At 48.1% G+C, this 23,360-nt stretch carries 23 protein-coding genes; 10 read left to right on the plus strand and 13 right to left on the minus strand.

Translation table 11 applies throughout. The features are described from left to right. Nucleotide 1: 1 nt before the first annotated feature. Both A1sIA79_RS05890 and A1sIA79_RS05895 read right to left on the minus strand, forming a co-directional pair. Nucleotides 2-367: an NADH-quinone oxidoreductase subunit A gene (locus A1sIA79_RS05890; RefSeq protein WP_095675265.1), complete on the minus strand. Its 366-nt coding sequence runs from the start codon at nt 365-367 to the stop codon at nt 2-4. A 39-nt stretch (nt 368-406) separates the two neighbouring features. Next, nucleotides 407-1,099 carry a demethylmenaquinone methyltransferase gene (locus tag A1sIA79_RS05895; RefSeq protein WP_095675266.1) on the minus strand — a complete coding sequence of 231 codons (693 nt, stop codon included), beginning with the start codon at nt 1,097-1,099 and terminating at the stop codon, nt 407-409. Nucleotides 1,100-1,168: 69 nt separating this feature from the next. Here A1sIA79_RS05895 and A1sIA79_RS05900 point away from each other — a divergent pair, with 69 nt between their 5' ends. Both A1sIA79_RS05900 and A1sIA79_RS05905 read left to right on the plus strand, forming a co-directional pair. Beyond that, the gene (locus tag A1sIA79_RS05900) at nt 1,169-1,768 is read left to right on the plus strand and encodes a biotin transporter BioY (protein ID WP_095675267.1); all 600 of its coding nucleotides are present in this window, start codon (nt 1,169-1,171) and stop codon (nt 1,766-1,768) included. Then, nucleotides 1,769-2,992, plus strand: a complete 1,224-nt coding sequence (locus A1sIA79_RS05905; protein WP_095675268.1) for an isochorismate synthase — start codon at nt 1,769-1,771, stop codon at nt 2,990-2,992. Here A1sIA79_RS05905 and menD read toward each other — a convergent pair. Genes menD through menB form a run of 3 tightly spaced genes read right to left on the minus strand, consistent with a single transcriptional unit; the run spans nt 2,981 to nt 6,343 of the window. Next, a complete protein-coding gene (gene menD, locus A1sIA79_RS05910; protein WP_223298342.1) occupies nt 2,981-4,597 on the minus strand; it encodes a 2-succinyl-5-enolpyruvyl-6-hydroxy-3-cyclohexene-1-carboxylic-acid synthase in 1,617 nt (538 codons plus the stop codon). The two genes, A1sIA79_RS05905 and menD, sit on opposite strands and share 12 nt — an antisense overlap. Beyond that, entirely contained in the window at nt 4,555-5,559 is a 1,005-nt protein-coding gene (locus A1sIA79_RS05915; RefSeq protein WP_420022515.1) for an o-succinylbenzoate synthase, read from the minus strand. The genes menD and A1sIA79_RS05915 overlap by 43 nt, the downstream gene beginning before the upstream one ends. Continuing rightward, on the minus strand, nt 5,504-6,343 hold the full coding sequence (gene menB, locus A1sIA79_RS05920; RefSeq protein WP_095675520.1) for a 1,4-dihydroxy-2-naphthoyl-CoA synthase: 840 nt from the start codon (nt 6,341-6,343) through the stop codon (nt 5,504-5,506). Before menB ends, A1sIA79_RS05915 begins: the two co-directional genes overlap by 56 nt. An 80-nt stretch (nt 6,344-6,423) precedes the next feature. Between menB and A1sIA79_RS05925 the strand changes: the two genes are divergently transcribed. From A1sIA79_RS05925 to A1sIA79_RS05935, 3 genes are read left to right on the plus strand one after another with little or no spacing between them, the layout of a single operon-like run. Next, the gene (locus A1sIA79_RS05925) at nt 6,424-7,518 is read left to right on the plus strand and encodes an AMP-binding protein (protein ID WP_095675271.1); all 1,095 of its coding nucleotides are present in this window, start codon (nt 6,424-6,426) and stop codon (nt 7,516-7,518) included. Continuing rightward, nucleotides 7,514-8,359, plus strand: a complete 846-nt coding sequence (locus A1sIA79_RS05930; RefSeq protein WP_095675272.1) for a 1,4-dihydroxy-2-naphthoate polyprenyltransferase — start codon at nt 7,514-7,516, stop codon at nt 8,357-8,359. The genes A1sIA79_RS05925 and A1sIA79_RS05930 overlap by 5 nt, the downstream gene beginning before the upstream one ends. A gap of 17 nt (nt 8,360-8,376) precedes the next feature. After that, the gene (locus A1sIA79_RS05935) at nt 8,377-8,640 is read left to right on the plus strand and encodes a PLD nuclease N-terminal domain-containing protein (RefSeq protein WP_095675273.1); all 264 of its coding nucleotides are present in this window, start codon (nt 8,377-8,379) and stop codon (nt 8,638-8,640) included. A 6-nt stretch (nt 8,641-8,646) separates the two neighbouring features. Here the strand turns inward: A1sIA79_RS05935 and ccsB are convergent, their stop codons facing one another. From ccsB to A1sIA79_RS05960, 5 genes are read right to left on the minus strand one after another with little or no spacing between them, the layout of a single operon-like run. Continuing rightward, nucleotides 8,647-9,561 (minus strand): c-type cytochrome biogenesis protein CcsB, encoded by a 915-nt coding sequence (ccsB, locus tag A1sIA79_RS05940; protein ID WP_095675274.1) that lies wholly within the window; start codon nt 9,559-9,561, stop codon nt 8,647-8,649. Continuing rightward, complete coding sequence (gene resB / locus A1sIA79_RS05945; protein WP_095675275.1) at nt 9,561-11,027, minus strand: cytochrome c biogenesis protein ResB; 1,467 nt, start codon at nt 11,025-11,027, stop codon at nt 9,561-9,563. Before resB ends, ccsB begins: the two co-directional genes overlap by 1 nt. Further along, nucleotides 11,027-11,752 carry a cytochrome c biogenesis CcdA family protein gene (locus tag A1sIA79_RS05950; RefSeq protein ID WP_095675276.1) on the minus strand — a complete coding sequence of 242 codons (726 nt, stop codon included), beginning with the start codon at nt 11,750-11,752 and terminating at the stop codon, nt 11,027-11,029. The genes resB and A1sIA79_RS05950 overlap by 1 nt, the downstream gene beginning before the upstream one ends. Continuing rightward, a complete protein-coding gene (locus tag A1sIA79_RS05955; RefSeq protein WP_095675277.1) occupies nt 11,749-12,285 on the minus strand; it encodes a TlpA family protein disulfide reductase in 537 nt (178 codons plus the stop codon). The genes A1sIA79_RS05950 and A1sIA79_RS05955 overlap by 4 nt, the downstream gene beginning before the upstream one ends. Nucleotide 12,286: 1 nt before the next feature. Continuing rightward, nucleotides 12,287-12,907 (minus strand): histidine phosphatase family protein, encoded by a 621-nt coding sequence (locus A1sIA79_RS05960; RefSeq protein ID WP_095675278.1) that lies wholly within the window; start codon nt 12,905-12,907, stop codon nt 12,287-12,289. Nucleotides 12,908-12,958: 51 nt separating this feature from the next. On the opposite strand from A1sIA79_RS05960, the gene A1sIA79_RS05965 reads away from it, so the two are divergent. Genes A1sIA79_RS05965 through A1sIA79_RS05980 form a run of 4 tightly spaced genes read left to right on the plus strand, consistent with a single transcriptional unit; the run spans nt 12,959 to nt 18,710 of the window. Continuing rightward, nucleotides 12,959-13,720, plus strand: coding sequence for an HAD family hydrolase (locus tag A1sIA79_RS05965; RefSeq protein WP_095675279.1), 762 nt, complete (start codon nt 12,959-12,961; stop codon nt 13,718-13,720). A 45-nt stretch (nt 13,721-13,765) separates the two neighbouring features. Continuing rightward, entirely contained in the window at nt 13,766-15,967 is a 2,202-nt protein-coding gene (locus A1sIA79_RS05970; RefSeq protein WP_095675280.1) for a helicase-associated domain-containing protein, read from the plus strand. Continuing rightward, complete coding sequence (locus A1sIA79_RS05975) at nt 15,964-17,064, plus strand: M20/M25/M40 family metallo-hydrolase (protein WP_223298345.1); 1,101 nt, start codon at nt 15,964-15,966, stop codon at nt 17,062-17,064. Before A1sIA79_RS05970 ends, A1sIA79_RS05975 begins: the two co-directional genes overlap by 4 nt. Continuing rightward, a complete protein-coding gene (locus tag A1sIA79_RS05980) occupies nt 17,061-18,710 on the plus strand; it encodes a DNA repair helicase XPB (RefSeq protein ID WP_095675281.1) in 1,650 nt (549 codons plus the stop codon). Before A1sIA79_RS05975 ends, A1sIA79_RS05980 begins: the two co-directional genes overlap by 4 nt. On the opposite strand, the gene A1sIA79_RS05985 is transcribed toward A1sIA79_RS05980, so the two are convergent. Next, a complete protein-coding gene (locus A1sIA79_RS05985; protein ID WP_095675282.1) occupies nt 18,673-18,924 on the minus strand; it encodes a glutaredoxin family protein in 252 nt (83 codons plus the stop codon). The genes A1sIA79_RS05980 and A1sIA79_RS05985 overlap by 38 nt on opposite strands. 44 nt (nt 18,925-18,968) lie before the next feature. Between A1sIA79_RS05985 and A1sIA79_RS05990 the strand changes: the two genes are divergently transcribed. Further along, the gene (locus A1sIA79_RS05990; RefSeq protein ID WP_223298346.1) at nt 18,969-21,335 is read left to right on the plus strand and encodes a fibronectin type III domain-containing protein; all 2,367 of its coding nucleotides are present in this window, start codon (nt 18,969-18,971) and stop codon (nt 21,333-21,335) included. A gap of 2 nt (nt 21,336-21,337) precedes the next feature. On the opposite strand, the gene A1sIA79_RS05995 is transcribed toward A1sIA79_RS05990, so the two are convergent. Both A1sIA79_RS05995 and proC read right to left on the minus strand, forming a co-directional pair. Continuing rightward, complete coding sequence (locus A1sIA79_RS05995; protein ID WP_095675284.1) at nt 21,338-22,528, minus strand: hypothetical protein; 1,191 nt, start codon at nt 22,526-22,528, stop codon at nt 21,338-21,340. Continuing rightward, nucleotides 22,528-23,343 carry a pyrroline-5-carboxylate reductase gene (gene proC, locus A1sIA79_RS06000; protein WP_190277049.1) on the minus strand — a complete coding sequence of 272 codons (816 nt, stop codon included), beginning with the start codon at nt 23,341-23,343 and terminating at the stop codon, nt 22,528-22,530. The genes A1sIA79_RS05995 and proC overlap by 1 nt, the downstream gene beginning before the upstream one ends. Nucleotides 23,344-23,360: the final 17 nt, after the last annotated feature.

Below are 23,360 nucleotides of genomic sequence, written 5' to 3' on the forward strand. Positions count from 1 at the left end.
TTTAATCCCATTCCAATCCGCCACGGCGCCACACATATGCATATGCAACAAAAACTGTGCCAATAAAAATTGCCATTTCAACTAATCCGAATAATCCAAGTTGATCAAATGCGACCGCCCACGGATAAAGGAAAACAATTTCAATATCAAAGATGATGAAGAGCATCGCGGTAAGAAAGTACTTGACCGGAAAACGTCCACCTTGCAGCGCTTGTGGAGAAGGCTCGATTCCACATTCATAGGCCTCTTGTTTGGCGCGGTTATAGCGAGCCGGGCCCGTGACCGAGGCGATTGCGACCGAAAAGGCGGCAAAGCCAAAGCCAATCGCGAAAATCACGATAATTGGGATATATGGGTTCGCGCTCACGAGCGAAATACTAAGCGTTAACGCGAAGGCGACAAACTCCTAGCCCTTGAACGCCTTGTGAACTGCGACAACTCCGCCAGTCAGGTTTTTCCAGGTGACCCCACTCCAGCCGGCCTGGCTAATCTGAGCAGCGAGCGCCCCTTGATTCGGCCATGCTCGAATCGACTCTGCCAGGTAGATATAGGCATCTGGATTGGATGAGCTTCGACTAGCCACCCAGGGAAGTGCCCGCATCAGGTAGTTGGTATAGATCTTGCGAAAGGGGGCAAAGGTTGGGCTGGAGAACTCGCATACGACCAACTGCCCGCCGGGCTTTGTCACCCGCAGCATCTCGGCTAAGGCCAGCTGGGTGTTCTGGGTATTTCGAAGGCCGAAAGAGATAGTGACAAGATCAAATTCGCCATCTTTAAAAGGAAGGTTGAGGGCATCGGCCTTGGTAAAGGCTAGGTGCGGGCGAGCTTTGCGGCCCGCCGCCAACATCCCCTCACTGAAATCAGCTGGGATCACATCGGCGCCTGCTGCGGCTAATGGCTCAGAACTCGAACCTGTCCCGGCGGCTAAATCAAGAATCTTCATCCCTGCTTTTGGGGCGATGATTTTGGTCGTTGCCCGGCGCCAGGCTTTGGTCTGGCCCAAGCTGAGCAGGTCATTGACTAGGTCATAGCGCTTGGCAACCCCATCGAACATCGCTGCCACTTCATCAGGGTTCTTATCCATATTGGCGCGTGACATGAGCATATTCTCCCCGAAGGTAGGCTTCGTGCACAACTTGTACTTGATCACAGATGAGAGGCTCTACCGATGTCGATTCAATCAGGATCACTACGCGCCACTGTTTTCCCTCGTAGCTCAGCACTTACCCAAGTGCTCTTTGTGGCAGCTGGCGTAGCTTTCATCGCACTCCTTGCCCAGATTGCTATCCCAGTTCCCGGTTCTCCTGTTCCTGTCACAGGACAAACTCTTGCTGTGCTCCTTATTGGAACTACCTATGGCGCTCGCTTAGGAGTTCTTACTTTTGCCACATATCTTCTTGCCGGTGTTGCTGGTGCACCAATATTTGCTCCTTCTGGCACATCTGCCAATCACGGAATTGATCGCCTGATTGGCGCAACCGGTGGATACCTTGTTGGAATGTTGGTGGCATCCCTTGTGCTTGGTTATCTAGCTGATCGTAAAGCAGATCAGAAATTCAGAACCTCATTCCCAGCGCTACTTCTTGGCGATGCCATCATCTTCACCCTTGGATTACTTTGGTTACAGCAGACACTTGATCTCTCTTGGTCAAAGACAATCGCAGCCGGCTTTACCCCTTTTATTCTCGGTGAAGCGCTCAAGATTGCAATTACTGCTACTTCGTTGCCGCTTGTATGGCGCAGAATCTCTCGCACACTTAATAAATAGATGCCGCAGTTAATTCCGGTCACCACTGCTCGAATTGGTGAACATCTTCCGCTTCTCGATTTGTTGCCTGCGACTGCGCCTATTTCATGGGTGCGAAATGGTGAAGGTCTCGTTGGTTGGGGTGTGCATGCCACAACTATTGTCAGTGGAAAAGATCGCTTTGCAAAAGCTCGCACCTGGTGGCACCAACAACTAGAGACATTCTCAATCTCTAATTCAGTACACGGCAGTGGTACTGGTCCCGTTCTCTTTACCTCGTTCTCATTTGATAGAAATGAAGAATCGGTATTGGTTATTCCACAAGTTGTTGTGGGGCAGAAAGGCACAAATTCCTGGGTTACCTGGATTGGTGATCAACCACAACCTGCGCTGCCAGAATCACCACCACTACTGAGCACCTCAACATTTACCTTCGGCGAAGGAAGTCTGTCTTCGACTGAGTGGATGAAGCGGGTGGCAGATGCAGTTGCTCGAGTAAGCACTACTGCTGTGGAAAAGGTAGTGCTAGCGCGAGATCTGATTGCAACATCTGATTCAACTATTGATCCGCGTCCAATACTTAAAACTCTAGCCGCCGAATATCCAACTACCTGGACATTTGCCGTCGATGGCTTAGTGGGGGCAACTCCTGAACTGCTTGTGCGACTTTCGCGCGGCATGGTCACATCACGCGTGTTAGCTGGAACTATTTCAAAGACCGGTGAAGATGAGAAAGATTTGGCACTTGCGGCTTCCCTTGCGCGCTCATCAAAAGATTTAGAAGAGCACGAGTACGCGGTGCGGTCAGTGGCCAATGCACTAGATCCGTTTTGTTCCTCCACAAATGTGCCGGAATCTCCCTATGTTCTGCACTTGGCAAATGTCATGCACCTTGCTACCGATGTTACGGGTGCGTTGATTGAATCAAAACAACATATCGACGCTTTCTCACTCCTGCAAGCACTGCATCCATCTGCCGCGGTATGTGGAACGCCAAGAAATATTGCATTCGACATTATTGATGAGATTGAAGGTATGAACCGTGGACGCTATGCAGGTCCAGTGGGTTGGATTGATGCCAGTGGTGATGGGGAACTTGGCATTGCACTGCGCACAGGTCAGATTACTGATCGCAGTATTCGCATCTTTGCTGGCTGCGGAATTGTTGCCGCATCTACTCCCGAAAAAGAACTGGAAGAAAGTGCGGCGAAGATGATTCCGATGCGCTCTGCACTACATGGATGAAATGCTCTTGTAAATCCCTTGCAAGAAATCCGCGTTCGTTTCTCTAGCTGGAACATTGATAACAACAACACTGAGCCCCTGCACAGGTGCGGCAATCTCTGATATCAACTGAGCGTGGCTATCGATCTCTTTTGCAGTGACTCCCATAGCAGTAGCAATTGCTGGGATAGCTAGACCATGTGGTGTTCCAAATACATCTTCAAAACCATCTACTCCGCGCTGGCTTAGCGTGGAGAAGATGCCACCGCCATTATTGTTGATGACAAAAATCTTGAGGTTGATCTTCTCTTGTTGAATTAACCCAGTGAGATCGTGAAGGAAACCAAGATCGCCAAGAACCGCAATAGTCGCTTTACGCTGTGATGCGATTCCGAGGGCAGTTGAGATATTGCCATCAATGCCGGCAAGGCCACGGTTAGCAAAGGTTTCAACGCCAGCCCGCGCAACTGCAAATCCCTCAATGTCGCGGATGGGGCGAGATGAAGAAATAAAGAGCGCAGTACCTACAGGAATTGCTGCACCAATTTCGCGTGCAACAAGTTGCTCTGACCAGGTTGAAATATCAGCAACTAGCTTCATCGCGCGAAGTGAGTACTTCTTCCACTTCTCGGCATATTCGGCATCCGGTGTTTGCACTTGTAGAGCTGGCAACTGGGTAAATTTCTGTGAGGCACTTCGATCAGAATCAACGGTAGCTAAACGTGGATCAATCACAATGACTTTTCTAGCCCGCGCGATGAGTGCGTTAATTGAGCGGGAAAGAGTGGTGCGACCAATAACGACAACTGTGTCTGGCGCGAGATCTTCAGAGATCGTATTTGAGGTCAAGAAGACGCTGGCATGTGAAATCGCTCCGACGAAGGTGAGGGGGTCTTCGGAGATAACTGGCCAGCCAAGTTCTTTCGAAAAGGCAAGAACTGATTCAGCACTTAAGCCACCGCGATCGTGTCCGATAACAAGAATTCCGCGGGTGGACTTGGTGTGAAAAGTTCCAGCGCTTTTGCGATTAAAAACTTTTGGCGTAGTAACTTGCAACCCATCAAGCCAAGAATCATCACTGTCGCCAATAAGTGGTTCTTCGAATTGGATGTTCAGGTGCACAGGACCTGAATGAAGTGAATTAAAAGGAAGTTCCATGGGATAGGCAGAACCTGATACATCGGCAAAGTAGCGAACGGCCTTGCCAAAGATGCGAGCCTGCTCCGTTGTTTGATTGGCACCGGTTCTACGTAGTGCTGCAGGTCGATCAGCTGTGAGCACTAGCAGCGGAGTATTTGTGTGTGATGCTTCCAGAACTGCAGGGTGATAATTAGCTACCGCTGTTCCACTGGTGCACAGGATTGGCACCGGTAGCCCTGATGCTTTTGCGATACCGAGTGCGAAGAAGGCTGCGGTGCGCTCATCGATACGCACGTGAAGATTAATCAGCCCCTTCTTGCTTGCTTGATAAAAGGCTATCGAAAGTGGGGCGTTGCGTGAACCTGGTGAAACGACGACATCTTTCACGCCAGCTTCAAGAATTTGGCGAACAATCACACGAGCTAATTGAGTTGAAGAATTCATCACAAGAGCTCGGCCGTCTTCATGACCCGATTCTTCCACCATTCATAGCGTTCTGGCGCCACTTCATTGCCGCTGAATTCTGGCTCAAATTCTTTGATCTGAATCTGACCATCAATGATTGGTAACTCGGCCACATTTGCAGCTAGCAAAGAGCCAGTACCTAATCCACAGTCAAAGTTCAGCTCTGGAAAAGATGCTGCCAAAATCAATCCGTAATTGATACCAACTGCGCTCTCTAGCGCACTTGATACAACTACTGGAAGATTGTGATGTTTGGCCAACTTATGTGCTCGCGCTATGCCACCAAGTGGTTGCACTTTAAGCATCAAGATATCAACCGCGTCGCTAAGGTCAATCTCAAACGGATCTCGGGCTTTGCGCAGAACTTCATCGCCGGCGATAGGAATGTTGACTTGCAATTTTTCTTTCAGTTCTCGTAACTCTTCAACTGTGGCACATGGTTGCTCTACATATTCCAGTGCGCCGAGGTTTTCATAGATTGCACGAAGATTGGTGATTGCTGCACCTACCGACCAATTACCGTTGACATCAATACGTAGCTTCGCCTCTGGGCGTAAGGCTCTGACTTTGGCAAGGCGAGCAATATCTTCACTTAAGTTATCGCCAACTTTTACCTTAAAGGTTTTTACTCCAGGAAAAGAATTTACGATGCCTTTGATATCTTTAGGATCATTCAGCGCTGGAATAGTGCCGTTAACCTTTACTGAAGTGCGATAGAGCTTGGGGCGAGGCTTTGTTGCTGCCTCTATTGCACTTGCTAACCAAGGAGCACATTCTTCATAACTGTATTCAAGAAATGGTGAGAACTCTCCCCAACCAAATTCACCTTTAAAGAGTGCTACTTCCCGAAGGTTGATGCCACGAAAGTTTGTCTTCATAGGCAGCGCAACTACGCGCATACTTTCGAGCAGGGATTGATCCATAGATTTACGGACGCTTAGGGAACTTTCCAAAGTCAGGCTTGCGCTTCTCCTTATAGGCATCGCGGCCTTCTTGTCCCTCTTGTGATAAATAAAAGAGCAGCGTTGCATCTCCTGCAAGTTGTTGAACTCCGGCAAGTCCATCATCGGCAGCATTCATCGATGCCTTAATCAGGCGAAGCGCCATCGGAGAGTTCTGCAACATCTCGCGGCACCAGGAAACTGTCTCAGCTTCCAATTCTTTCAGTGGAACAACGGTGTTAACCAACCCCATGGAGAGAGCTTCTTGGGCATCGTATTGACGAGTAAGAAACCAAATTTCGCGAGCTTTCTTCTGTCCCACACTTGCAGCCAAGAGACCTGAACCATAACCGCCATCGAAGGAGCCAACCATCGGTCCGGTCTGACCGAACTTTGCATTATCGGCAGCGATTGAGAGATCACAGACAACATGGAGAACGTGGCCACCACCAATTGCCCAACCGGCAATCATGGCAACGACTGGTTTTGGAGTTCTACGAATTTGTACTTGCAAATCTAAAACATTGAGGCGACCTACTCCTTGTTGGGAAAGTGAATCATCTCCAAGATAACCATCATCTCCGCGAACGCTGATATCTCCACCAGAACAGAAAGCTTCATCGCCTTGACCGGTAAGAATGATGACTCCAACTTCGGAGTGATCGCGTGCTAAATCAAATGCGCTCTTGAGTTCAATAATTGTTTGCGGGCGAAATGCATTTCGCACTTCTGGGCGGTTGATCGTGATCTTTGCAATGCCATCAGCAACTTGATATTTGATATCGGTAAATGCCTCGCCACCAGGGCCGGTTGCCCAGGCAGGGATAGTCCGGTCACCAAAATCACGCTTAATAGGCTTGCTCACGATTCCTCCATCTGGTCTACGAGCGATAGCCTACGCGGGCAATGGAGCAGAACGCACAACGAGAACTTCTCGCAGCCAATCCCGAGTGGAGTGTGCGCGAGTTAATGGCACGCCTGGCAGAAGCTTTGGCATCACAGGGCCCAGCACTTTCTCTTGGGCAGAGCGCTACCAGAATTGTCGATGGCGATATCAGCCTTGTAGTTGCTACGACCGGAAGTTCCGGGGTAGCAAAAGAGGTCGGGCTCTCGGCAGCAGCACTTGTTTCATCTGCCCAAGGGTCAAATAAATTTTTAGCTGCATCCCCCGGTGATACCTGGTCGCTGCTACTGCCGGCAACACATATTGCAGGTATTAATGTGCTGATCCGCTGCCTCGAACTCGGAACTGAACCTGTTGATCTGCGAAAGCAGCAAGGGCCATATCCAAAAGTTGATTTCACAGCGATTGTTCCCACCCACTTATTTCGCGCACTCAAAGGTGATTCCAATCTACTGAAGCATCTAGTAGATGCTAAAGCTGTGCTCGTCGGTGGCGCCGCTTTATCTGATGAGCTCAGAAAAGAAGCTACTGCTGCCGGCATCAACATTGTTACTACTTACGGGATGACTGAAACGTGCGGAGGCTGCATCTATAACGGTCAAGCGCTAGCTGGAGTTGAAGTAAAAATCGTTGAGGGAAACCGGATTGCAATTAAAGGGTCAGTACTTGCAACCAGCTACATCGGAGCAGAGTCATTATGGAAGCAAGAAATGCACGATGGGTGGTTCTTCACTTCTGATTTCGGAAAGTTAGAAAATGGCAGACTTATTGTTGAAGGTAGAGTCGATGACGTTCTTATCTGTGGCGGCGTTAACATCTCCATCAGCGCTGTTGAACGCTTTCTACAGAATAGATTCCCCGCTCTTACTCTCGCAGCCTTTGGAGTGAAAAATTCCGAATGGGGCGATGCGCTACATCTTGCTTTTGCTGGCGATACACCAGCAGATCAGAAATTAATGACAGAGTTTTTAGTTGAGGAATTTGGTCCGGAGGCGAAACCAAGAGGGTTTTTAACTCTTGCCGAATTACCCCTGATTGGTATCGGTAAGGTAGATCGCAAGAAGTTAGCCGAGTTGCACCAGGAGGGTACCCATTAATATCTGGATTCAAGGTGCTCGTCCGCGCACGCTACCTGCAGCTATCGCCCCAGTTCTAGTTGCTACAGTCTTAGCTGGTACTGATTTCAAACCTGTTCAAGCACTTCTCGCACTGACTGTCAGCCTCTGTCTTCAAATTGCCGTCAATTACTCAAATGATTATTCCGATGGTATTCGCGGAACAGATGACAATCGCATTGGTCCCATTCGTTTAACTGCGTCAGGTTTAGCACCAGCAGAATCCGTGAAGCGGGCAGCGATACTCTCATTTGCAGCCGCATCTATCGCCGGTATTGCCTTAGCTGCGCTGTCATCGTGGTGGGTCATTCTTCTGGGGGTCATAGCAATTGCTGCTGCATGGGGTTACACCGGTGGAAGCAATCCCTATGGTTATAAAGGTTTGGGTGAGATGTCTGTCTTTATCTTCTTTGGAGTTGTAGCCACGATGGGAAGTTATTACGTGCAGACCTTAGAAATTAACTGGGTTTCATTTGCCGCCTCCGTTCCGATGGGCTCACTATCGTGTGCACTCCTTGCAATAAATAACATTCGCGACCGGCAACAAGACGAGCTAGTTGGAAAGCGCACGCTTGCGGTGCGCTTAGGTGATCGCGGTTCGAGAGTATTTTTTGTACTCTTGCTGGTATCTGCCTATATCTTTGCCGCCCTGACCGGACATATCTGGGTTCTTTTAACTCTCATCACCGTTCCTATGGCGTATTTCATATCCAAAAAGGTGCTGCAGGGAGCTACCGGGAGCCAGCTAATTCCGCTTCTGGGGAGCACAGGTAAGTTACAACTTCTCTTTGCGATAACCTTTGCTGGCTCGTTAGCACTCTAAGTGAATACAATTGGAGCATGATTAAATTGACAGGTTTACTACTGATTTTATCGGTGGCACTGACTCTCTACACCTTTATTGATTGTGCTCGTCGGGATGAAACTCAAATTCAGAAATTGCCTAAGTGGGGCTGGTTAATCATTATTCTCTTGACTGGAATTTTTGGTCCAATTGCCTATTTGGTTATTGGAAGAAACCCATTGAAGAACCTGCCTAAGCGAAAGCCACAGAAGCGAATCTTGCCTCCTGATGATGATCCAGATTTCTTGCGCAGAATATAGAAACTTTTACAGCCCAGAGTAAGTGTGTTTTCCGGTTCCCCACACGTTGACATATACGTAATTAAATAAGAATGTAGATCCGGCAAAAATACAGAGCCAGGCAGCTCGGCGTCCGCGCCAGCCAACAGTTACGCGCGCATGTAAGTAAGCGGCATATGCAACCCAGGTGATAAATGCCCAGGTTTCTTTTGGATCCCAACCCCAGTAACGACCCCAAGCAGCTTCTGCCCAGATGGCACCGGCAATGACAGAAAAAGTCCAGAGTGGAAATACAAATGCAACCAGGCGATAGGAAAGTTGATCCAAAACTTCAAGGCTCGGTACTCGTTGCAGCCAAGCAGGACGTGCGCCACTCTCTTCAACTCTTTCAAGATAGAGATAAGCACCTGCGACTACATTTGCAAGTAAGAAGACTCCACCAGAGACAATTGCGGCAATTACATGGATAACAAGCCATGGTGACTTCAACGCAGGAACAAGTGGTGAGCTATCGCGATATAACAACGTGACTGCTGTGCCAAGTGTGAGAAGAACAGAGATCGATACAAAGAGTCCGAGCCAACGAAGATCGTGCTTTCGCAACGCAATTAAGTAAGCGCCGGTAAATGCAAGTGCTCCGGTGATTGAGAACTCATACATATTTCCCCATGGGACATGCTTGGCAGAAATCCCACGAGCGACAACGCCTGCGAGTAATAAAACGAATCCCAAAATCATCAGGGCTGTCGCGATACGAGCAGTTTTTTCCGTGCGCTTGTAATCTAAAGTTTTTACCAGAAGATTTCCAGCTGTTGAATCAGCATTCTCCGGTGTGCGCACGGCAAAAGCAGTTTCAAATGCATGTGCGATAAATGAAAAGGTGAAAACTGCCATTGCAGAGTAAACGAAGTAGTTAGAGATATACGCCCACGTAGTCTGCATTACCGCTCTCCCTTAACAAATGAAATAAATTTATTAACTTCTACTTCAAGACCTGGCGCACTATTTTTTGCCAGTCCTGCGACTTCAACTCCACTATCTGTCACGCGAATCCAGATTCTGCGACGACGACCGTAAAGGGAAGTAAGTAGACCTGCGATGGCAAGAATAGCGCCGATGAGCGCATAACTCTTTCCGGGATCTTGCACTACCTGCAGATTGACCCATGGAAGAACGGTCTCCAGTGTGATGGAGCCGCCAGGATAGTTATATGTATCACCCGGCTTAACTGAACCAAGGCCAATCTGCTTCAAGGTAGATGTATCAATTTTGTAAACAGATTGAGGCACTCCAGAATCTAGTCCGAGGTCACCTTCCCAGATAGAAAAGAGTAGTTTCGGATCAAGTAACTCTGGATAGATTGATACCGCACCCTGTGAAGCTGTTCGGGCATTGGTGGGAACAAATGAGGCAACGAAGCCAATGGAAGGTTGCACATCTGGAACTTTAATTGCGCCGATAGATCGTAAGTTTCCATCTTGCGGCAGAAATGGCACGGGGCCTTGAAATACAACGTTCTTAAGTTCATCGCGCACTGTGACAACTGGGCTATACCCATTTGCCTGGAGATATACACGAGCGTTTCCAAAGGTGAGTGGCTTATTGACCTTAATTGTCTGCTTCTGAGTTTTGCCTTCGTCTGTGACCGTCACCCACGCGGTGTAATCAAGTGGGGCACTTGTCTTCGGATCGTACTTGGCAAGGAATTTATCAACCTTGATTTGGAAGGGTTGCAAGGAGTTATCGCTCTTAAGTTTTCCAAATGAGAGCGAGTCATACGTTGTGGGCACATTGATAAATCTTTCGCCCACATTGACAATGGCATAACCATTCATGCCGAAGAGAGAACCGAAGCTGACTCCTATCAAGATTAAGATTAAGGAGAGATGAAAGAGTAGGTTTCCAGTTTCTCGCAGATAACCTTTCTCTGCTGAGAGTGAATTCTCTTCAACTCGAACTCGAAATCTATTCTTACTAAACCAACTGCTCGCACGCTCAAGAGCGCCCGGTGTGGCTGAAAAGTTTTCATAATGCGCAAGTCGAGCTAAATTCTTAGGAGTCGCAGGAGGTTTTGCCAGCATTGCTTTGTAGTGTTCAACTGAACGTGGAAGTACGCAACCAATGAGTGAGATGAAAAGAAGGATGTAAATTGCACTAAACCACGGTGAGGCATAGACCTCAAAAAGTGATGCTCGGTCATACCAACGAGCGAGCTCGGGATTGCTACTAAAGAAATCACGGACGGCCATTGGGTTTATTGGTCTTTGCGGAATTAACGAGCCAGGTATTGCCGCTATTCCCATCAGCATGAGAAGTATTAACGCGGTGCGCATGCTTGTCAGCTGTCGCCATGCGTATCTAGATAAAGCCACAAAACCTAACTCTGGTAACTCTCTCTGTTCTGTCATTAGATCACCGGGCTAAAATCTGAGATAAGTGAACGTAGGGAAATCATGAGATCTGACCAGAATCCCAAAAGTTGCAGCACGCCAATCACAATAAGAAGAGAGCCACCAAACTTTGTAATCAAGTCACCTCTTCGCACCATGAATTTTCGCAAAGATTGAGATTTATCTAAATACAGCCCGGTGGCAATAAACGGAATTCCAAGACCAAGGCAATAACCTAGTGAAAGAATCGCACCGCGCACCGCACTTGATTCTTGAAAAGCTAAGGTCTGCACTGTGGCAAGGGCTGGACCAATGCATGGTGTCCAGCCAACACCGAAAAGGAATCCGAGCAATGGTGCGCCAATAAGTCCGCCCGTGGTTGAAATCTTTGGTTTAAGAGTGGGCATCATGGGAAATAGTCCAATAAAAATTAGTCCCATCAGAATGGTAAATATGCCAAGTACCCGGGTAATTAACTCTTCATTGGTCGCAACGCGCGAGCCAAGTGCTCCGAACAGAGCACCGTAAGAGATAAAGAGTGCGCTAAACCCAGCTACAAATAGGAGTGAGCCAAGAAGCACTTTCCCACGAGAATTCGAAAAGCCGGCAGCGAAGGCGAGGTAGCCAGGAACAAGAGGTAGAACGCAAGGAGATATAAATGAGACCACTCCTGCCACTATTGCTAGTGGCATAGCGGTCAGCAAAAATCCACTCATAATCTGGTTAACAATAAAATCGGTCATTCTGCCAAAACCTTTTCTATTAAATCCTTCAAAGATGAGACTGTGACGGCACCGGATATGCGTGCGGCGACATTTCCTTGCTTATCAATGACAACTGTTGAGGGAATTGCATTGGCGGGCAGCGATTTTCTAAACCCAATAAGAATTGAGTCATCGATCAAAGTGGGGTACGGAATGTTTCGCTTTCGCACAAATGCTTCAGCATTGACTGGATTATCACGCGTTAATATCCCGATAAATGCCACTTCTGGATACATGGTTGCAAGTGCGGAGAGGGCTGGCTCTTCAGCTCTACATGGTGAGCACCAAGAAGCCCACACATTAACAATGCCGACCTTTCCTACTGAATACGTGTAATTGGTTCCAAGTAGCGTCATTCCTGAAATTGCTGGAGCAGGAATGCGATCACTGGAGTTGATAAATGTAACCGCTCCATCGCCAGAGATGTAACTCTCTTCCGCTTTCGATGCGCCACCATTGCTGCATCCCACCAACAGTAAGAGCGCCATAACTACCGGAATAAATTTCTTCATTTTATTTCTGTGGCAAAAGATGCTTTGCTGGTTCGGAGTAGGAGGTTCCAGAAATCATTCCCTCGTCATCAAAGTGAACGCTAGTCACCGATGCCAATGTGCACTGGCGCTTGCGTGGGTCGTGAATCAATCTTCGCCCCTCAATAGCACTTCTGAGAATCCAGATAGGTAGTTGATGTGAAACAACAATTGCATCTTTGCCTTGCGCAGCATCTCGTGCTTGAAAAACAGCAGCTAACATCCGTGAAATTTGCTCTTCATAAGGTTCACCCCATGATGGTTTCCAGGGATTAACCAGATGTTTCCATGAAGATGGGTGTCTAAGAACCCCGCTACCAAGTTCGAATTTCTTACCTTCAAATATATTGGCAGCTTCGATTAATTTTTCATCTGTGGTGATATCAAGTGAGTGTGCCCGCGCAATTGGTGCTGCTGTCTCTTGCGCACGTTGCAAGGGTGAAGCATGCACTGCACCGAGATCAATTGACTTAGACCAATCACCAATCGCCTGCGCCATCTCTTGCCCGCGCTGTGACAGTCGCCATCCGGGTTGGCGGCCATAGAGAATTTTTTCAGGATTCTCCACTTCACCATGACGGATAACGTGGACAATCGAACTCATGCCCCTAATCATAAAGCGTCTATTTCTACCGCGTATCGCTAGGGTAGTGACATGGCACTCACAGCAAATCGAGCCGCCTTTTTCGATGTAGATAACACCCTCGTGCGAGGGTCAACCCTCTACTTTCTCGGACGAGGCATGTACCAGCGCGGCTTCTTCACAAAAGCCGATATCTCTCGATTCGTGGTCGCCAACCTACGTTTTCGCATGACAGGTACGGAAAAGAAGGAAGTAATTGAAAAGTTCCAAAATGCGGCTACTGATTTTATCGGTGGCCATAAAGTTGAAGAGATTAAAAAAGTTGGAGAAGAGATTTACGATGAATTCGTCTCACCAAAATTGTGGCAAGGAACATTTGAGATTGCAAAGTCTCATCTAGATCGCGGTGAAGAAGTTTGGCTAGTAACAGCTGCTCCTCAAGATATGGCAGACATCATCGCTCAACGTCTCGGATTAACAGGAGCACTTGGCAGTAAGGCAAGTATTAAAAATGGTGTCTACACCGGTGAACTAGAAGGAAAACTTCTGCACGGAATAGAGAAAGCAAAAGCAATACAAAGACTTTCAGACGAACATGGATTTATCCTCCAAGATTGCTATTCATACTCAGATAGCCACAACGACATTCCTTTGTTGCAAGCGGTTGGCCACCCTTGCGCAATAAATCCTGATGCCATTCTTCGTATTCGCGCACTTGCAGAAGGATGGCCAATTCACGATTTTCGTAGAGCTCGATTCGTCAACCGTTTACTTGGGCCAGCTGTCAGCAGACTTGCTGCCCTTGCAACCCTGCTCTCTCCTCGCAAACGCTAACTCGATTGGCACATCAACCTCACTAACGGCTATCGTTGGCAGGTTATGGAAATTCGTTCTTACGCCGATTACCTACGCGCACTCGATGATGCCGCGCTCATCGCCATATTTTCATATCGTCCTGATCTGATCACTCCGGTTCCACCAGATATCGCAAGCCTGGCAGTGCGTGCATCTTCTGCACCCAGTCTTGCCCGCGCAGTTGATGGACTCAACAAGTGGCAGCTACAGGTTCTTGAAGCGTGTGCCGTGATGAATGAACCATTTACGGAAAAGGAAATTGCTTCGGTCACAGAAAAGTCTGCCCTCTTTGTTCTGCCTGGGCTGATTGAACGAGGTCTGATCTATCAGGATAAAGATGGTCTTCGCGTGCCATCAACGCTGCGGGAAGTACTCGGAAATGAAATTGCTGGGCTCGGCCCCGCATCTCTTGGAACTCTGAAGTTAAAGAAGTTAGAAGAAGCACCGGATGCAGCGAAAAAAGTTCTTGATGCCATGTTCTGGGGACCACCACGTGGCGCCATCAGTGATCTCAAGAAGCCATCTGCTGGTGTTCAGTGGTTACTAGATGAAAAGTTTCTGATTGCATTTAATCAACAAACCGTTGTTATGCCGCGCGAGGTAGCGCTGTACTTGCGTGGAAATAAAGTTCATCGCCAACTTGAAAACGTTCAGCCCTCAGTTACTGGCACAACCCGTGATCTGCGTAATGTGCAACTAGCTGCGATTGCAAATATCACCACCTTCCTTCGCTGGACAGAAGAAGTATTGAACTTTTGGGCGCAAGAGCCTGCCACAGCACTTCGTTCGGGTGGTTTGGGTGTGCGAGAACTAAAGGAGCTATCGGCTCATCTAGGTGTCGATGAAACGTGTGCGGCATTTGTTGCAGAAGTTTCATATCTTGCAGGGCTGCTCACAATTGATCCGGATGACAAAATATTGCCTACTCACCAATTTGATATCTGGCTTACCCAGAGTGTTTCTGTGCGTTGGCAATCACTGGCATCTGCTTGGTATATCTCATCGCGAATGTCAGGTCTTGTTGGCAAAGAGGGACAGAAGAATGTTGCACCACTAGGGCCCGAGTTAGATCGTTCAATGGCTGCGGCCACCAGACGATTGGTTCTGCAACTGCTCAATGAAAATTCTGCTATCGCTCCAGATTTAGATTCACTACATCAATCTGCGCAGTGGCTGGCACCGAGTAAACGCTCTGGTGGGCTGCAACTCGATTACGTGACATGGACGCTGCGCGAAGCCGAATGGCTGGGAATTACCGGCCAAGGAGTTATCTCCGCATACGGTATTGATTTCTTGCAGGGTGGCGACAACGAATCAATTAATACAGATCTGCCACAGCCTGTTGATCACATACTTATTCAGAGTGATAACACCGCAATCGCACCAGGGCCACTGGAACATGAAGTAGCGCAAGATTTAGCCCTGATTGCAGATGTGGAATCACGGGGTGGTGCAACTGTCTATCGATTCTCGGAAAGCTCGATTCGCAGAGGACTCGATCATGGACGCACTGGTGAAGAAATTACTAAATTCCTAGCCAAGACATCAAAGACTCCTATGCCGCAACCACTTGAGTACTTAATCGCCGATGTTGCCAAGAAACATGGAAAATTGCGTGTGGGAAATACCGCTTCATTTATCCGTTGTGAGGATTCAGCTCTCATTACCCAAATCATGGGAGATAAGCGACTTGAGATCTTGGGTCTGCGCAAGATTGCACCTGAGGTGCTTATCTGTGGCCACGATGCAGCAGAGGCGATGAATGTGTTGCGCAGTTGTGGCTACTTGCCTGCAGCAGAAGATTCTCGCGGGTTGTTGCTCAGTGGTCCTCGTATTCAACGTGCCCAAAGTAAGGCACGGCCTCCAAGAATTATCGGTGAAATTGATCGCCCCGATGAAATTCATATTCAAGGAGCTTTGCGAGCGCTTCGCACCGGTGAGAAATCAAGTCGTAAGCAGAGCACCATGCGCAATATTGCAACAGAGGCGTTGGGTTCACTTCCTCGCACAACTGCAAATGAAACCCTCGAACTCTTAAGTGATTACTTGCAGAATCAACCATCAACATCGCTCTCTATTGGCTATGCCGATAACAATGGCCTCGTTTCTCACCGCATTATTGATCCCTTAAAACTCTCGGCCGGCTCACTTGTCGCGCGAGATCACGCCACCGGTGAAGTGCAGACCTTTAGAATCGCTCGAATCACAGGGGTGGCTGCGCTATGACAAGCGAGAAGGTGGCCCAATACGGCAGACTTGAGCCTATGTTGGCCGCCCTAGAAGCACTTGTTCGCTGTGAATCACCCAGCGATGATCTCGGTGCATGTCGGTCGGTTGTCACACTTGCCAGTGATATTGCCACCCGAGTACTTGGTGTTCCGGCACAGATAAAAGAGATTGAAGGCCGTCCTGTTTTTTGGTGGGGCGCTGAATCACCTGATGTGGTCATTCTTGCTCACCTCGACACCGTCTGGCCGATTGGTTCCTATCAACCAATCTGGGAGATCAAGGGCGATGTTCTGCGCGGGCCTGGCACATTTGATATGAAGGCTGGATTTATTCAAGCACTCTATGCCCTTAAGGGAATTGAAGGATCTGTTGCCCTCATTGCAACTACCGATGAAGAGACCGGAAGTCATTGCTCAAAAGCTTTGATTAAAGAAGTCTCATCAAAGGCGAAGGCAGTTCTAGTCCTTGAAGCATCACTTGATGGAAAGGTGAAGACAGGTCGGAAAGGAACTGCGATGTATCAGATTGCAGTCCATGGCCTGGCATCTCACGCTGGCCTCGAACCCGAAAAGGGAGTCAACTCCACTACTGAAATTGCTCACATAATTCTTAAGCTTTCCGCTTTGGAAAATATTGAACATGGAACGACTGTTGTGCCAACCCTGCTCAGCTCTGGAAATACAGCCAATACCGTTCCTGATTTAGCAACACTTGATATTGATGCCCGCTCATTTTCACAATCAGAACTGGAAAGAATTGATCGCGAGATTCGCACGCTCGTTGCCGAAAATCCCAACGCTCGTATTGAAGTTACTGGCGGCCTTAATCGTCCCCCACTACAACCCACTTCTACCAAAGCACTCTATGAGCGAGCCGAGAAAGTTGCGGCAGCAATGGGAATGCCTGCCTTAGGTTCGGTCGAAGTAGGTGGGGCTAGCGATGGAAACTTTGCTGCAGCAGCTGGTGCGCAAGTTCTAGATGGACTTGGTGCCGTCGGTGGCGGAGCACATGCACCACATGAATGGGTCAGTATTTCCTCCATGCAACCCCGCAGCGATTTCTTGCATGCCTTTATTAAGGATTTACTCTCATGAGCGATGGCCCATTAATCGTCCAGAGCGATAAAACACTTCTTCTTGATGTTGACCACATACTTTCCACTGAATGCAGACGCGCAATTGCACCCTTTGCAGAGCTAGAGCGCTCCCCTGAACATATTCATACCTACCGCTTAACCAATCTTGGACTCTGGAATGCACGCGCTGCTGGACACGATGCAGAGCTAGTAATTGATACTCTGATTAAGTTTTCGCGCTATGCGGTTCCTCATTCACTACTTGTTGATGTTGCCGAAACGATGTCTCGATATGGTCGCCTGCGACTAGAAGCTGACCCTGTTCATGGACTTATCCTTGCCACCACTGACGTTGGAGTGCTGGAAGAAGTAATCCGTGCGAAGAAGATCGCTCCGCTACTTGGTATAAGAATTGATAATGAAACAATTGCAGTGCACCCCAGCCAACGCGGTCAGATTAAGCAATCACTTCTTCGCCTTGGCTGGCCAGCCGAAGATTTTGCAGGTTATGTCGATGGCCAAGCACATGAGATTGCGCTCAAGCAAGATGGCTGGAAGATTCGCCAATACCAAGAGCATGCCGCTGAAGGATTTTGGCATGGTGGTTCAGGTGTTGTAGTTCTTCCGTGTGGAGCTGGAAAGACAATTGTGGGCGCTGCCGCGATGGCGCATGCGAAAGCTACGACTCTCATTCTTGTCACCAACACCATTGCCGCCCGTCAATGGCGTTCTGAATTACTTAAGCGCACAACCCTTAATGATGACGAGATCGGTGAATACTCTGGCTCAAAGAAAGAGATTCGCCCGGTAACAATTGCCACATACCAAGTGATGACAAAGAAGAAGAATGGCGTCTATGCCCACCTTGATCTCTTTGATACTCACGACTGGGGGCTGATCATCTATGACGAAGTGCATCTATTACCTGCGCCAATCTTTCGTTTCACAGCCGATATTCAATCTCGCAGACGGTTAGGCCTAACTGCAACTCTTGTCCGGGAAGATGGCATGGAGGGTGAAGTCTTCTCACTCATCGGTCCTAAGCGTTTTGATGTTCCTTGGAAAGAGATTGAAGCGCAGGGATATATCGCACCAGCTGAATGTATTGAGGTGCGAGTAAATCTCACCGAAGCCGAGCGCCTTGCCTATGCAACTGCTGAGCCAGAAGAACGTTACCGATATTGCGCAACTACTCGAACCAAGCGAAATGTTGTCGAAGAGATTGTGGCTCACCATGCCAATGAGCAGATTCTTGTTATTGGTCAGTATCTAGATCAACTCGATGATTTATCAGAAACTCTTGGAGTTCCGGTGATTAAAGGTGAGACGCCGCAGAAAGAACGGGAACGATTATTTGCAGCATTTCGCACCGGTGAAATTACCTGTCTTGTTGTCTCAAAGGTTGCAAACTTTTCTATTGATCTACCAGAGGCAACAATTGCTATTCAGGTTTCCGGAGCCTTTGGTTCTCGCCAAGAAGAGGCGCAACGTTTAGGGCGAATTTTGCGACCTAAGGCAGATGGTCGTGGGGCAATATTTTATTCGGTGGTTTCACGAGACACTATTGATCAAGACTTTGCTCAAAACCGCCAACGTTTCTTAGCGGAGCAAGGTTATTCATACCGAATTATTGATGCTGACGATATTTTTCAAGGCAAGTTCTAAATCTCACCGGATCTACTTTGTAGAAATCGTGGTGCTCGCCATTGATATGAATGACTGGAACTTCTGTTCCGTATAGTTTTTCAAGCTCGGCGTTACCATCGATATAAAGTGTTTCCAAAGTAAAAACTAACTCTTTTCGCAAATCTTCAAGTGTTTTCTCAGCGATTTCACAGAGATGACAGCCTTGGCGTGAATAAACCGTGACTGTGACCATGACTGCATTCTCGCATCCTGATAGCGTTGGGCGCTATGAGAGGCATGAAACGCACAGCAGCCAGCGCTCTCACAATCTTCACTCTTGCTCTCTCCCTCCTCTCTCCAGTCCAGTCATATGCTCTTAATGATTTCAAGGTCGCACCAGCTACTTCATGGGGATATATCTACGCTGGGCCCTCACTTGCTAAGGCGCAGACTCGTTCGCCAAAGGTTGCGTATCTAGAACAGAAATCAAAGTTTGTCGTTAACTATAAGAATTTTCCAGAATGGGCGAAGAAAGATTTCCAAGCAGCGGTAGATATATGGGGTGCTAATTTTAAGTCGAGTGTTCCAATTACTATCGAGGCAACGTGGAGCCGGGTAGCTGCCTATAGCGTTCTGGGTAGCGCACGACCAGGAAATTTCTATTCCGGCTTTGATGGTGCACCTGATCCCAGTCTTTGGTATCCATCGGCTCTTGCCAATGCTCTGGCTGGCAAAGATTTAGATTCTGAGAATCCAGAGATGGTTATCCAGGTTAATTCAACTGCAGGTTGGAATACGCGCAACGACGGGGCTCCGCGCGTTAATGAATATGATCTCCAATCTGTCTTCTTGCACGAAATGGGACATGGCCTCGGTTTTCTCTCAACTGATTCCTACGACAATTTCTTTGGATATGGAACTATTGAACAACCCACACCGTACGATGCATATGCACAGTTACCAGATGGTCGAAGACTTGCCGACCTTCCATCTCCATCACTTGAACTCGGCAAAGCTCTGACATCAACTCTTGTGTGGTCTGGAGCTCTGGGAATAGCAGCCAACGGCGGTGTGAAACCACTTCTTTATACACCTGCGCGATATGAAGAAGGATCTTCTGTCAGCCATTTAGATGAAGAGACTTATTCAAAATCTGAACTCAATCGCATCATGACACCGAATCTTGATGCCGGTGAAGTCTTCCGCGAACCAGGCCCGCTTCTACTTGCGATGATGGAAGATATGCGTCGCAAACCTCCGGTGGGTGTGGCTGTTGGAATTCCGCAAGCTGTAAGAAATGCAACAGCGCTGATCTCTGATGGCGCTGTCATTGTTACCTTCGACCCACCAGCGAATGCGCGATCCGCGCAGATAACGAGTTACTCGGTCCGTAACCTCAAGACAGATCAAGTGATAAGTGGAATGTCATCGCCCATAACCTTTACTGGCCTTAAGAATGGCACCAGTTATCCCTTCAGCATTGTGGCTTCAAATTCCAATGGAACTTCTGATGCCGTGATTACCGCACCAGTTGCCCCGACCGCAGCATGGAAGCGATTTGTAATCGATGATTCATCTGATGCTACAAATGTGACCAGCATTAACTTCAATAGAAAGCCAACTCTGCTCTATACCGATTCCAATAGTGGGCGTCTGAAGATTGCTACTTGGGAAGGTAAGAGTTGGAGGAAGCTCACCATTGATGGCGCAGGTGGAAGCACTCCGCGCACTAAGAACCCAATCACCAGCCCAATTTCCACATGTGTTAATGGGTCGGGAACAAGTCAAACTCTGCATATCTTCTACTCCGAAAAGGTAGATCGAGATCTGCGCTATGCACGTTATGACGGCAAGTCATTTACCTATGAAATCATCGATGGAAATGGCACTGCCGTAAATGACTACAAAGATCCAATTCGTGTGCGCACTGCAAGTGATGTCAGCGTTTCAAGCGCCTGCGTTGCAACAGCAGCCGGAATTCAAGTCTTCTATCGTGATGAGAGCCAAGGCATTCTCCTTGGTGCATCAAAGCTAAAGAGTGCAACGAAATGGAGCTATGAGTTAGTCGATGGTGATCGTAAGACTGATGGCCGCAGCACAGGCGATGTGGCATTCCATCTCAAGGCTATCTTTGATGGCAAGAAGACCTTTGTTGTTTATGACTCTGTTCTCACAATTAATCAGCGCAAAGAAGCAACATCAGGTGAAGTGCGGGTTGCATCACGCGACACACTATCCACTGTGCCTTGGAGTTATTACAACCTCGATGCTTCCGGGTCCTTTACTCCGATGACTGGCTACGATATTTCTATTGCAAAGAATCTTTCGGGAATCAGTGCTAGTTGGATGATTGCAAGTCCGGCAACGATGCCGAGCCCTAATCGAATTCGTTGGAGCACACTAGCGAGCACTCCTGAACAAAATGTGGTTACCCCTGAAAACTTTGGTGCCCCAAGTAAATTCCTTAATACAGATGGCAATGCAACGGCCTTTAATTGTGCTCAGAGGTTATGTGTTCTAGATCATTCAAAGAGCACACCAACCATTAAGTTAGTTTCTACCGAGGAAAACTCAGCTGGAATTTCCTCAGCCTGGGTTGTCGTAAATGGAGTTCGATATTTAGTTGCCGGCTATAAAGGCCAACTTTCAATGTTTCGTCCCTAGATTTAACGGGCAGCGATACGAAATACGGCCGGTGATTGATCTGCGTTGAGCGCAAGGCCCACAATTCCCAACTCTTTTGAGTACGCAAGTGCCAGCGGCTCACTTAGTTCGCTAGAACCAAATGCACTTGTCATTGCACCTTTTGCATCAAATACCACAACCAGTAGCTGTGCCTTACTTGGCTTCCATCCTGTAATGGATGCAATCGCAGATTTTGAACCCATCGCGGCATAACTTATTCCAGCCCCAGTGATGGCACGTGATTGACCGGTGGAAGCAAATCTTATTGTCCAAGTGGGTACAAATGTCGAAGTGAATTTTGTAATCGCAGTCTCTGTAGTTTTTCCAACCTTCACGTAACCACTTAAGAGCAAACTTGAATCGGCACTTAACCAGGAGCGATCGCCTTTGATAGCAGAGCTTCGAACCACAGAAGCGATTGCTCCGGACTTGGAGGTTTTAACAAGTACACCGTCTCGAACCCCAGCTAACTTCTTTCCGCCTAGAGTTTCGGTACTGGAACCAAATAGTGATGAACTTCCATCACTATTTCGAACAACAGTGTTAATTGTGGTCTTAGATGTTCCAATACTTGCTTGTTGTGAGAATTCACCAGCAGCGCTCATGTTCTGCAGAAACGGTTTCTCTGAAAGAACGCCAACGATTGATAACCCAGATTTGTTCACAGAAATTGAGTTGATCAGGCCAGGAAGATCGTATTGAGATGTATAGGTTGCAAGCAGTTCACCTACGGGGGAAATCTTCCACACAGTGAGTACGTTGAGATCTCCTCGCAATTCTTCAGCGGCTTCTAAAGTGATTGCATCGGGGTTTTCAGCTATGACAGATGCTGTTTCTGTAGAAGCAATCTTTACTTGCGATGAAAAGCCTGCCAGCCACACATTTGCCGCACCATCAACAGTTGTTGCCATCGCCACTTCATCAACGCCTGAATCAATGACCTTCTGCCAGAGTGAGACTCCAGCGCCATTAACAGCGCTCAGCGCAATATCGGTTGTTTGTGAATCTACCGTTGCAATGGTGATGATGGAGGAGCCAGATACCGCCAGCATCTCCGCGCCAGGAACGCTAAGAACCGTCGTCACTTTCTTCACTGCGACTTTCTTTTGAACGGCTTGCGCTGATGGAGCCAGCGCTACGGATATTACAAGAAGTAGTGCAATTCTTTTCATTACTGCGCTAACTCTGCTGCACGTTTGGCAGAGGCAGCCATCGCATCTGCAACAATCTTCGAAATTCCTGCTTCATTAAAGACGCCAAGTGCTTCGGCAGTTGCACCTTTCAGGCTGGTGACTTTCTCACGAAGAACTGTTGGGCTATCACCTGATTCTTCTAACATGGCCGCAGACCCAACGATTGTTTGCACGGTAAGTGTTGTTGCATCTTCACGGGAGAGACCCAGTGCGATAGCGCCATCAATCATCGCTTCCACAAAACGGAAGAAGTAGGCAGGTCCTGAGCCACTTGTTCCGGTGAGCGCATTCTGTAACTCTTCTGGAATAAGAAGTGATTTGCCGGTTGCGGTCAGTAATTGATCAACAAATTTCTTCTGATCTTCAGTGACGCCGGTAGCTAGTGAGTAACCAGCCATCCCTTTGCCCAGAAGGGTTGGGGTGTTTGGCATCACACGGGCGATAGCTGTATGGCCACTTAGACCTTCTGAGATTGCGGCGATGGTTTTACCAGCAAGGAGGGAGATCACCAGAGTTTGGGGACGCAGATGCGGCGCAATTGCAGGCAATAACTCTGAGAGACCCTGGGGCTTTATTCCTAGAAGCAGAACATCAGATGAAGAGATGGTTTCAGCTAAGCCAACAACTGTGACACCGTACTTCTTTGCCAGCTCTTGGCCGCGCTCTTGTCTGCGTACAACAATGGCAATTGAAGAGGGTTGCAATCCAGATCGAATAAGGGCTGCAATAAATGCTTCTCCCATAGTTCCGGCACCGATGATGCCAACTCTGGAGATGCCTTTGTAATTAGCCATGGCGAAAGAGTACGCGT

The sequence above is a fragment of the Candidatus Planktophila versatilis genome (genome assembly GCF_002288105.1).
Classification (GTDB): domain Bacteria; phylum Actinomycetota; class Actinomycetes; order Nanopelagicales; family Nanopelagicaceae; genus Planktophila; species Planktophila versatilis.

Coding starts and splice junctions, on each gene's coding strand:
- ccsB (WP_095675274.1), bottom strand. CDS start 9,561: ATGCAGACTACGTGGGCGTATATCTCTAACTACTTCGTTTACTCTGCA.
- A1sIA79_RS05915 (WP_420022515.1), bottom strand. CDS start 5,559: ATGCCTATAAGGAGAAGCGCAAGCCTGACTTTGGAAAGTTCCCTAAGC.
- A1sIA79_RS05985 (WP_095675282.1), bottom strand. CDS start 18,924: ATGGTCACAGTCACGGTTTATTCACGCCAAGGCTGTCATCTCTGTGAA.
- resB (WP_095675275.1), bottom strand. CDS start 11,027: ATGACAGAACAGAGAGAGTTACCAGAGTTAGGTTTTGTGGCTTTATCT.
- A1sIA79_RS05955 (WP_095675277.1), bottom strand. CDS start 12,285: ATGAAGAAATTTATTCCGGTAGTTATGGCGCTCTTACTGTTGGTGGGA.
- proC (WP_190277049.1), bottom strand. CDS start 23,343: ATGGCTAATTACAAAGGCATCTCCAGAGTTGGCATCATCGGTGCCGGA.
- A1sIA79_RS05990 (WP_223298346.1), top strand. CDS start 18,969: ATGAAACGCACAGCAGCCAGCGCTCTCACAATCTTCACTCTTGCTCTC.
- A1sIA79_RS05935 (WP_095675273.1), top strand. CDS start 8,377: ATGATTAAATTGACAGGTTTACTACTGATTTTATCGGTGGCACTGACT.
- A1sIA79_RS05965 (WP_095675279.1), top strand. CDS start 12,959: ATGGCACTCACAGCAAATCGAGCCGCCTTTTTCGATGTAGATAACACC.
- A1sIA79_RS05970 (WP_095675280.1), top strand. CDS start 13,766: ATGGAAATTCGTTCTTACGCCGATTACCTACGCGCACTCGATGATGCC.
- A1sIA79_RS05950 (WP_095675276.1), bottom strand. CDS start 11,752: ATGACCGATTTTATTGTTAACCAGATTATGAGTGGATTTTTGCTGACC.
- A1sIA79_RS05905 (WP_095675268.1), top strand. CDS start 1,769: ATGCCGCAGTTAATTCCGGTCACCACTGCTCGAATTGGTGAACATCTT.
- A1sIA79_RS05995 (WP_095675284.1), bottom strand. CDS start 22,528: ATGAAAAGAATTGCACTACTTCTTGTAATATCCGTAGCGCTGGCTCCA.
- A1sIA79_RS05895 (WP_095675266.1), bottom strand. CDS start 1,099: ATGTCACGCGCCAATATGGATAAGAACCCTGATGAAGTGGCAGCGATG.
- A1sIA79_RS05960 (WP_095675278.1), bottom strand. CDS start 12,907: ATGAGTTCGATTGTCCACGTTATCCGTCATGGTGAAGTGGAGAATCCT.
- A1sIA79_RS05925 (WP_095675271.1), top strand. CDS start 6,424: ATGGAGCAGAACGCACAACGAGAACTTCTCGCAGCCAATCCCGAGTGG.
- A1sIA79_RS05980 (WP_095675281.1), top strand. CDS start 17,061: ATGAGCGATGGCCCATTAATCGTCCAGAGCGATAAAACACTTCTTCTT.
- menD (WP_223298342.1), bottom strand. CDS start 4,597: ATGGTGGAAGAATCGGGTCATGAAGACGGCCGAGCTCTTGTGATGAAT.
- A1sIA79_RS05975 (WP_223298345.1), top strand. CDS start 15,964: ATGACAAGCGAGAAGGTGGCCCAATACGGCAGACTTGAGCCTATGTTG.
- A1sIA79_RS05900 (WP_095675267.1), top strand. CDS start 1,169: ATGTCGATTCAATCAGGATCACTACGCGCCACTGTTTTCCCTCGTAGC.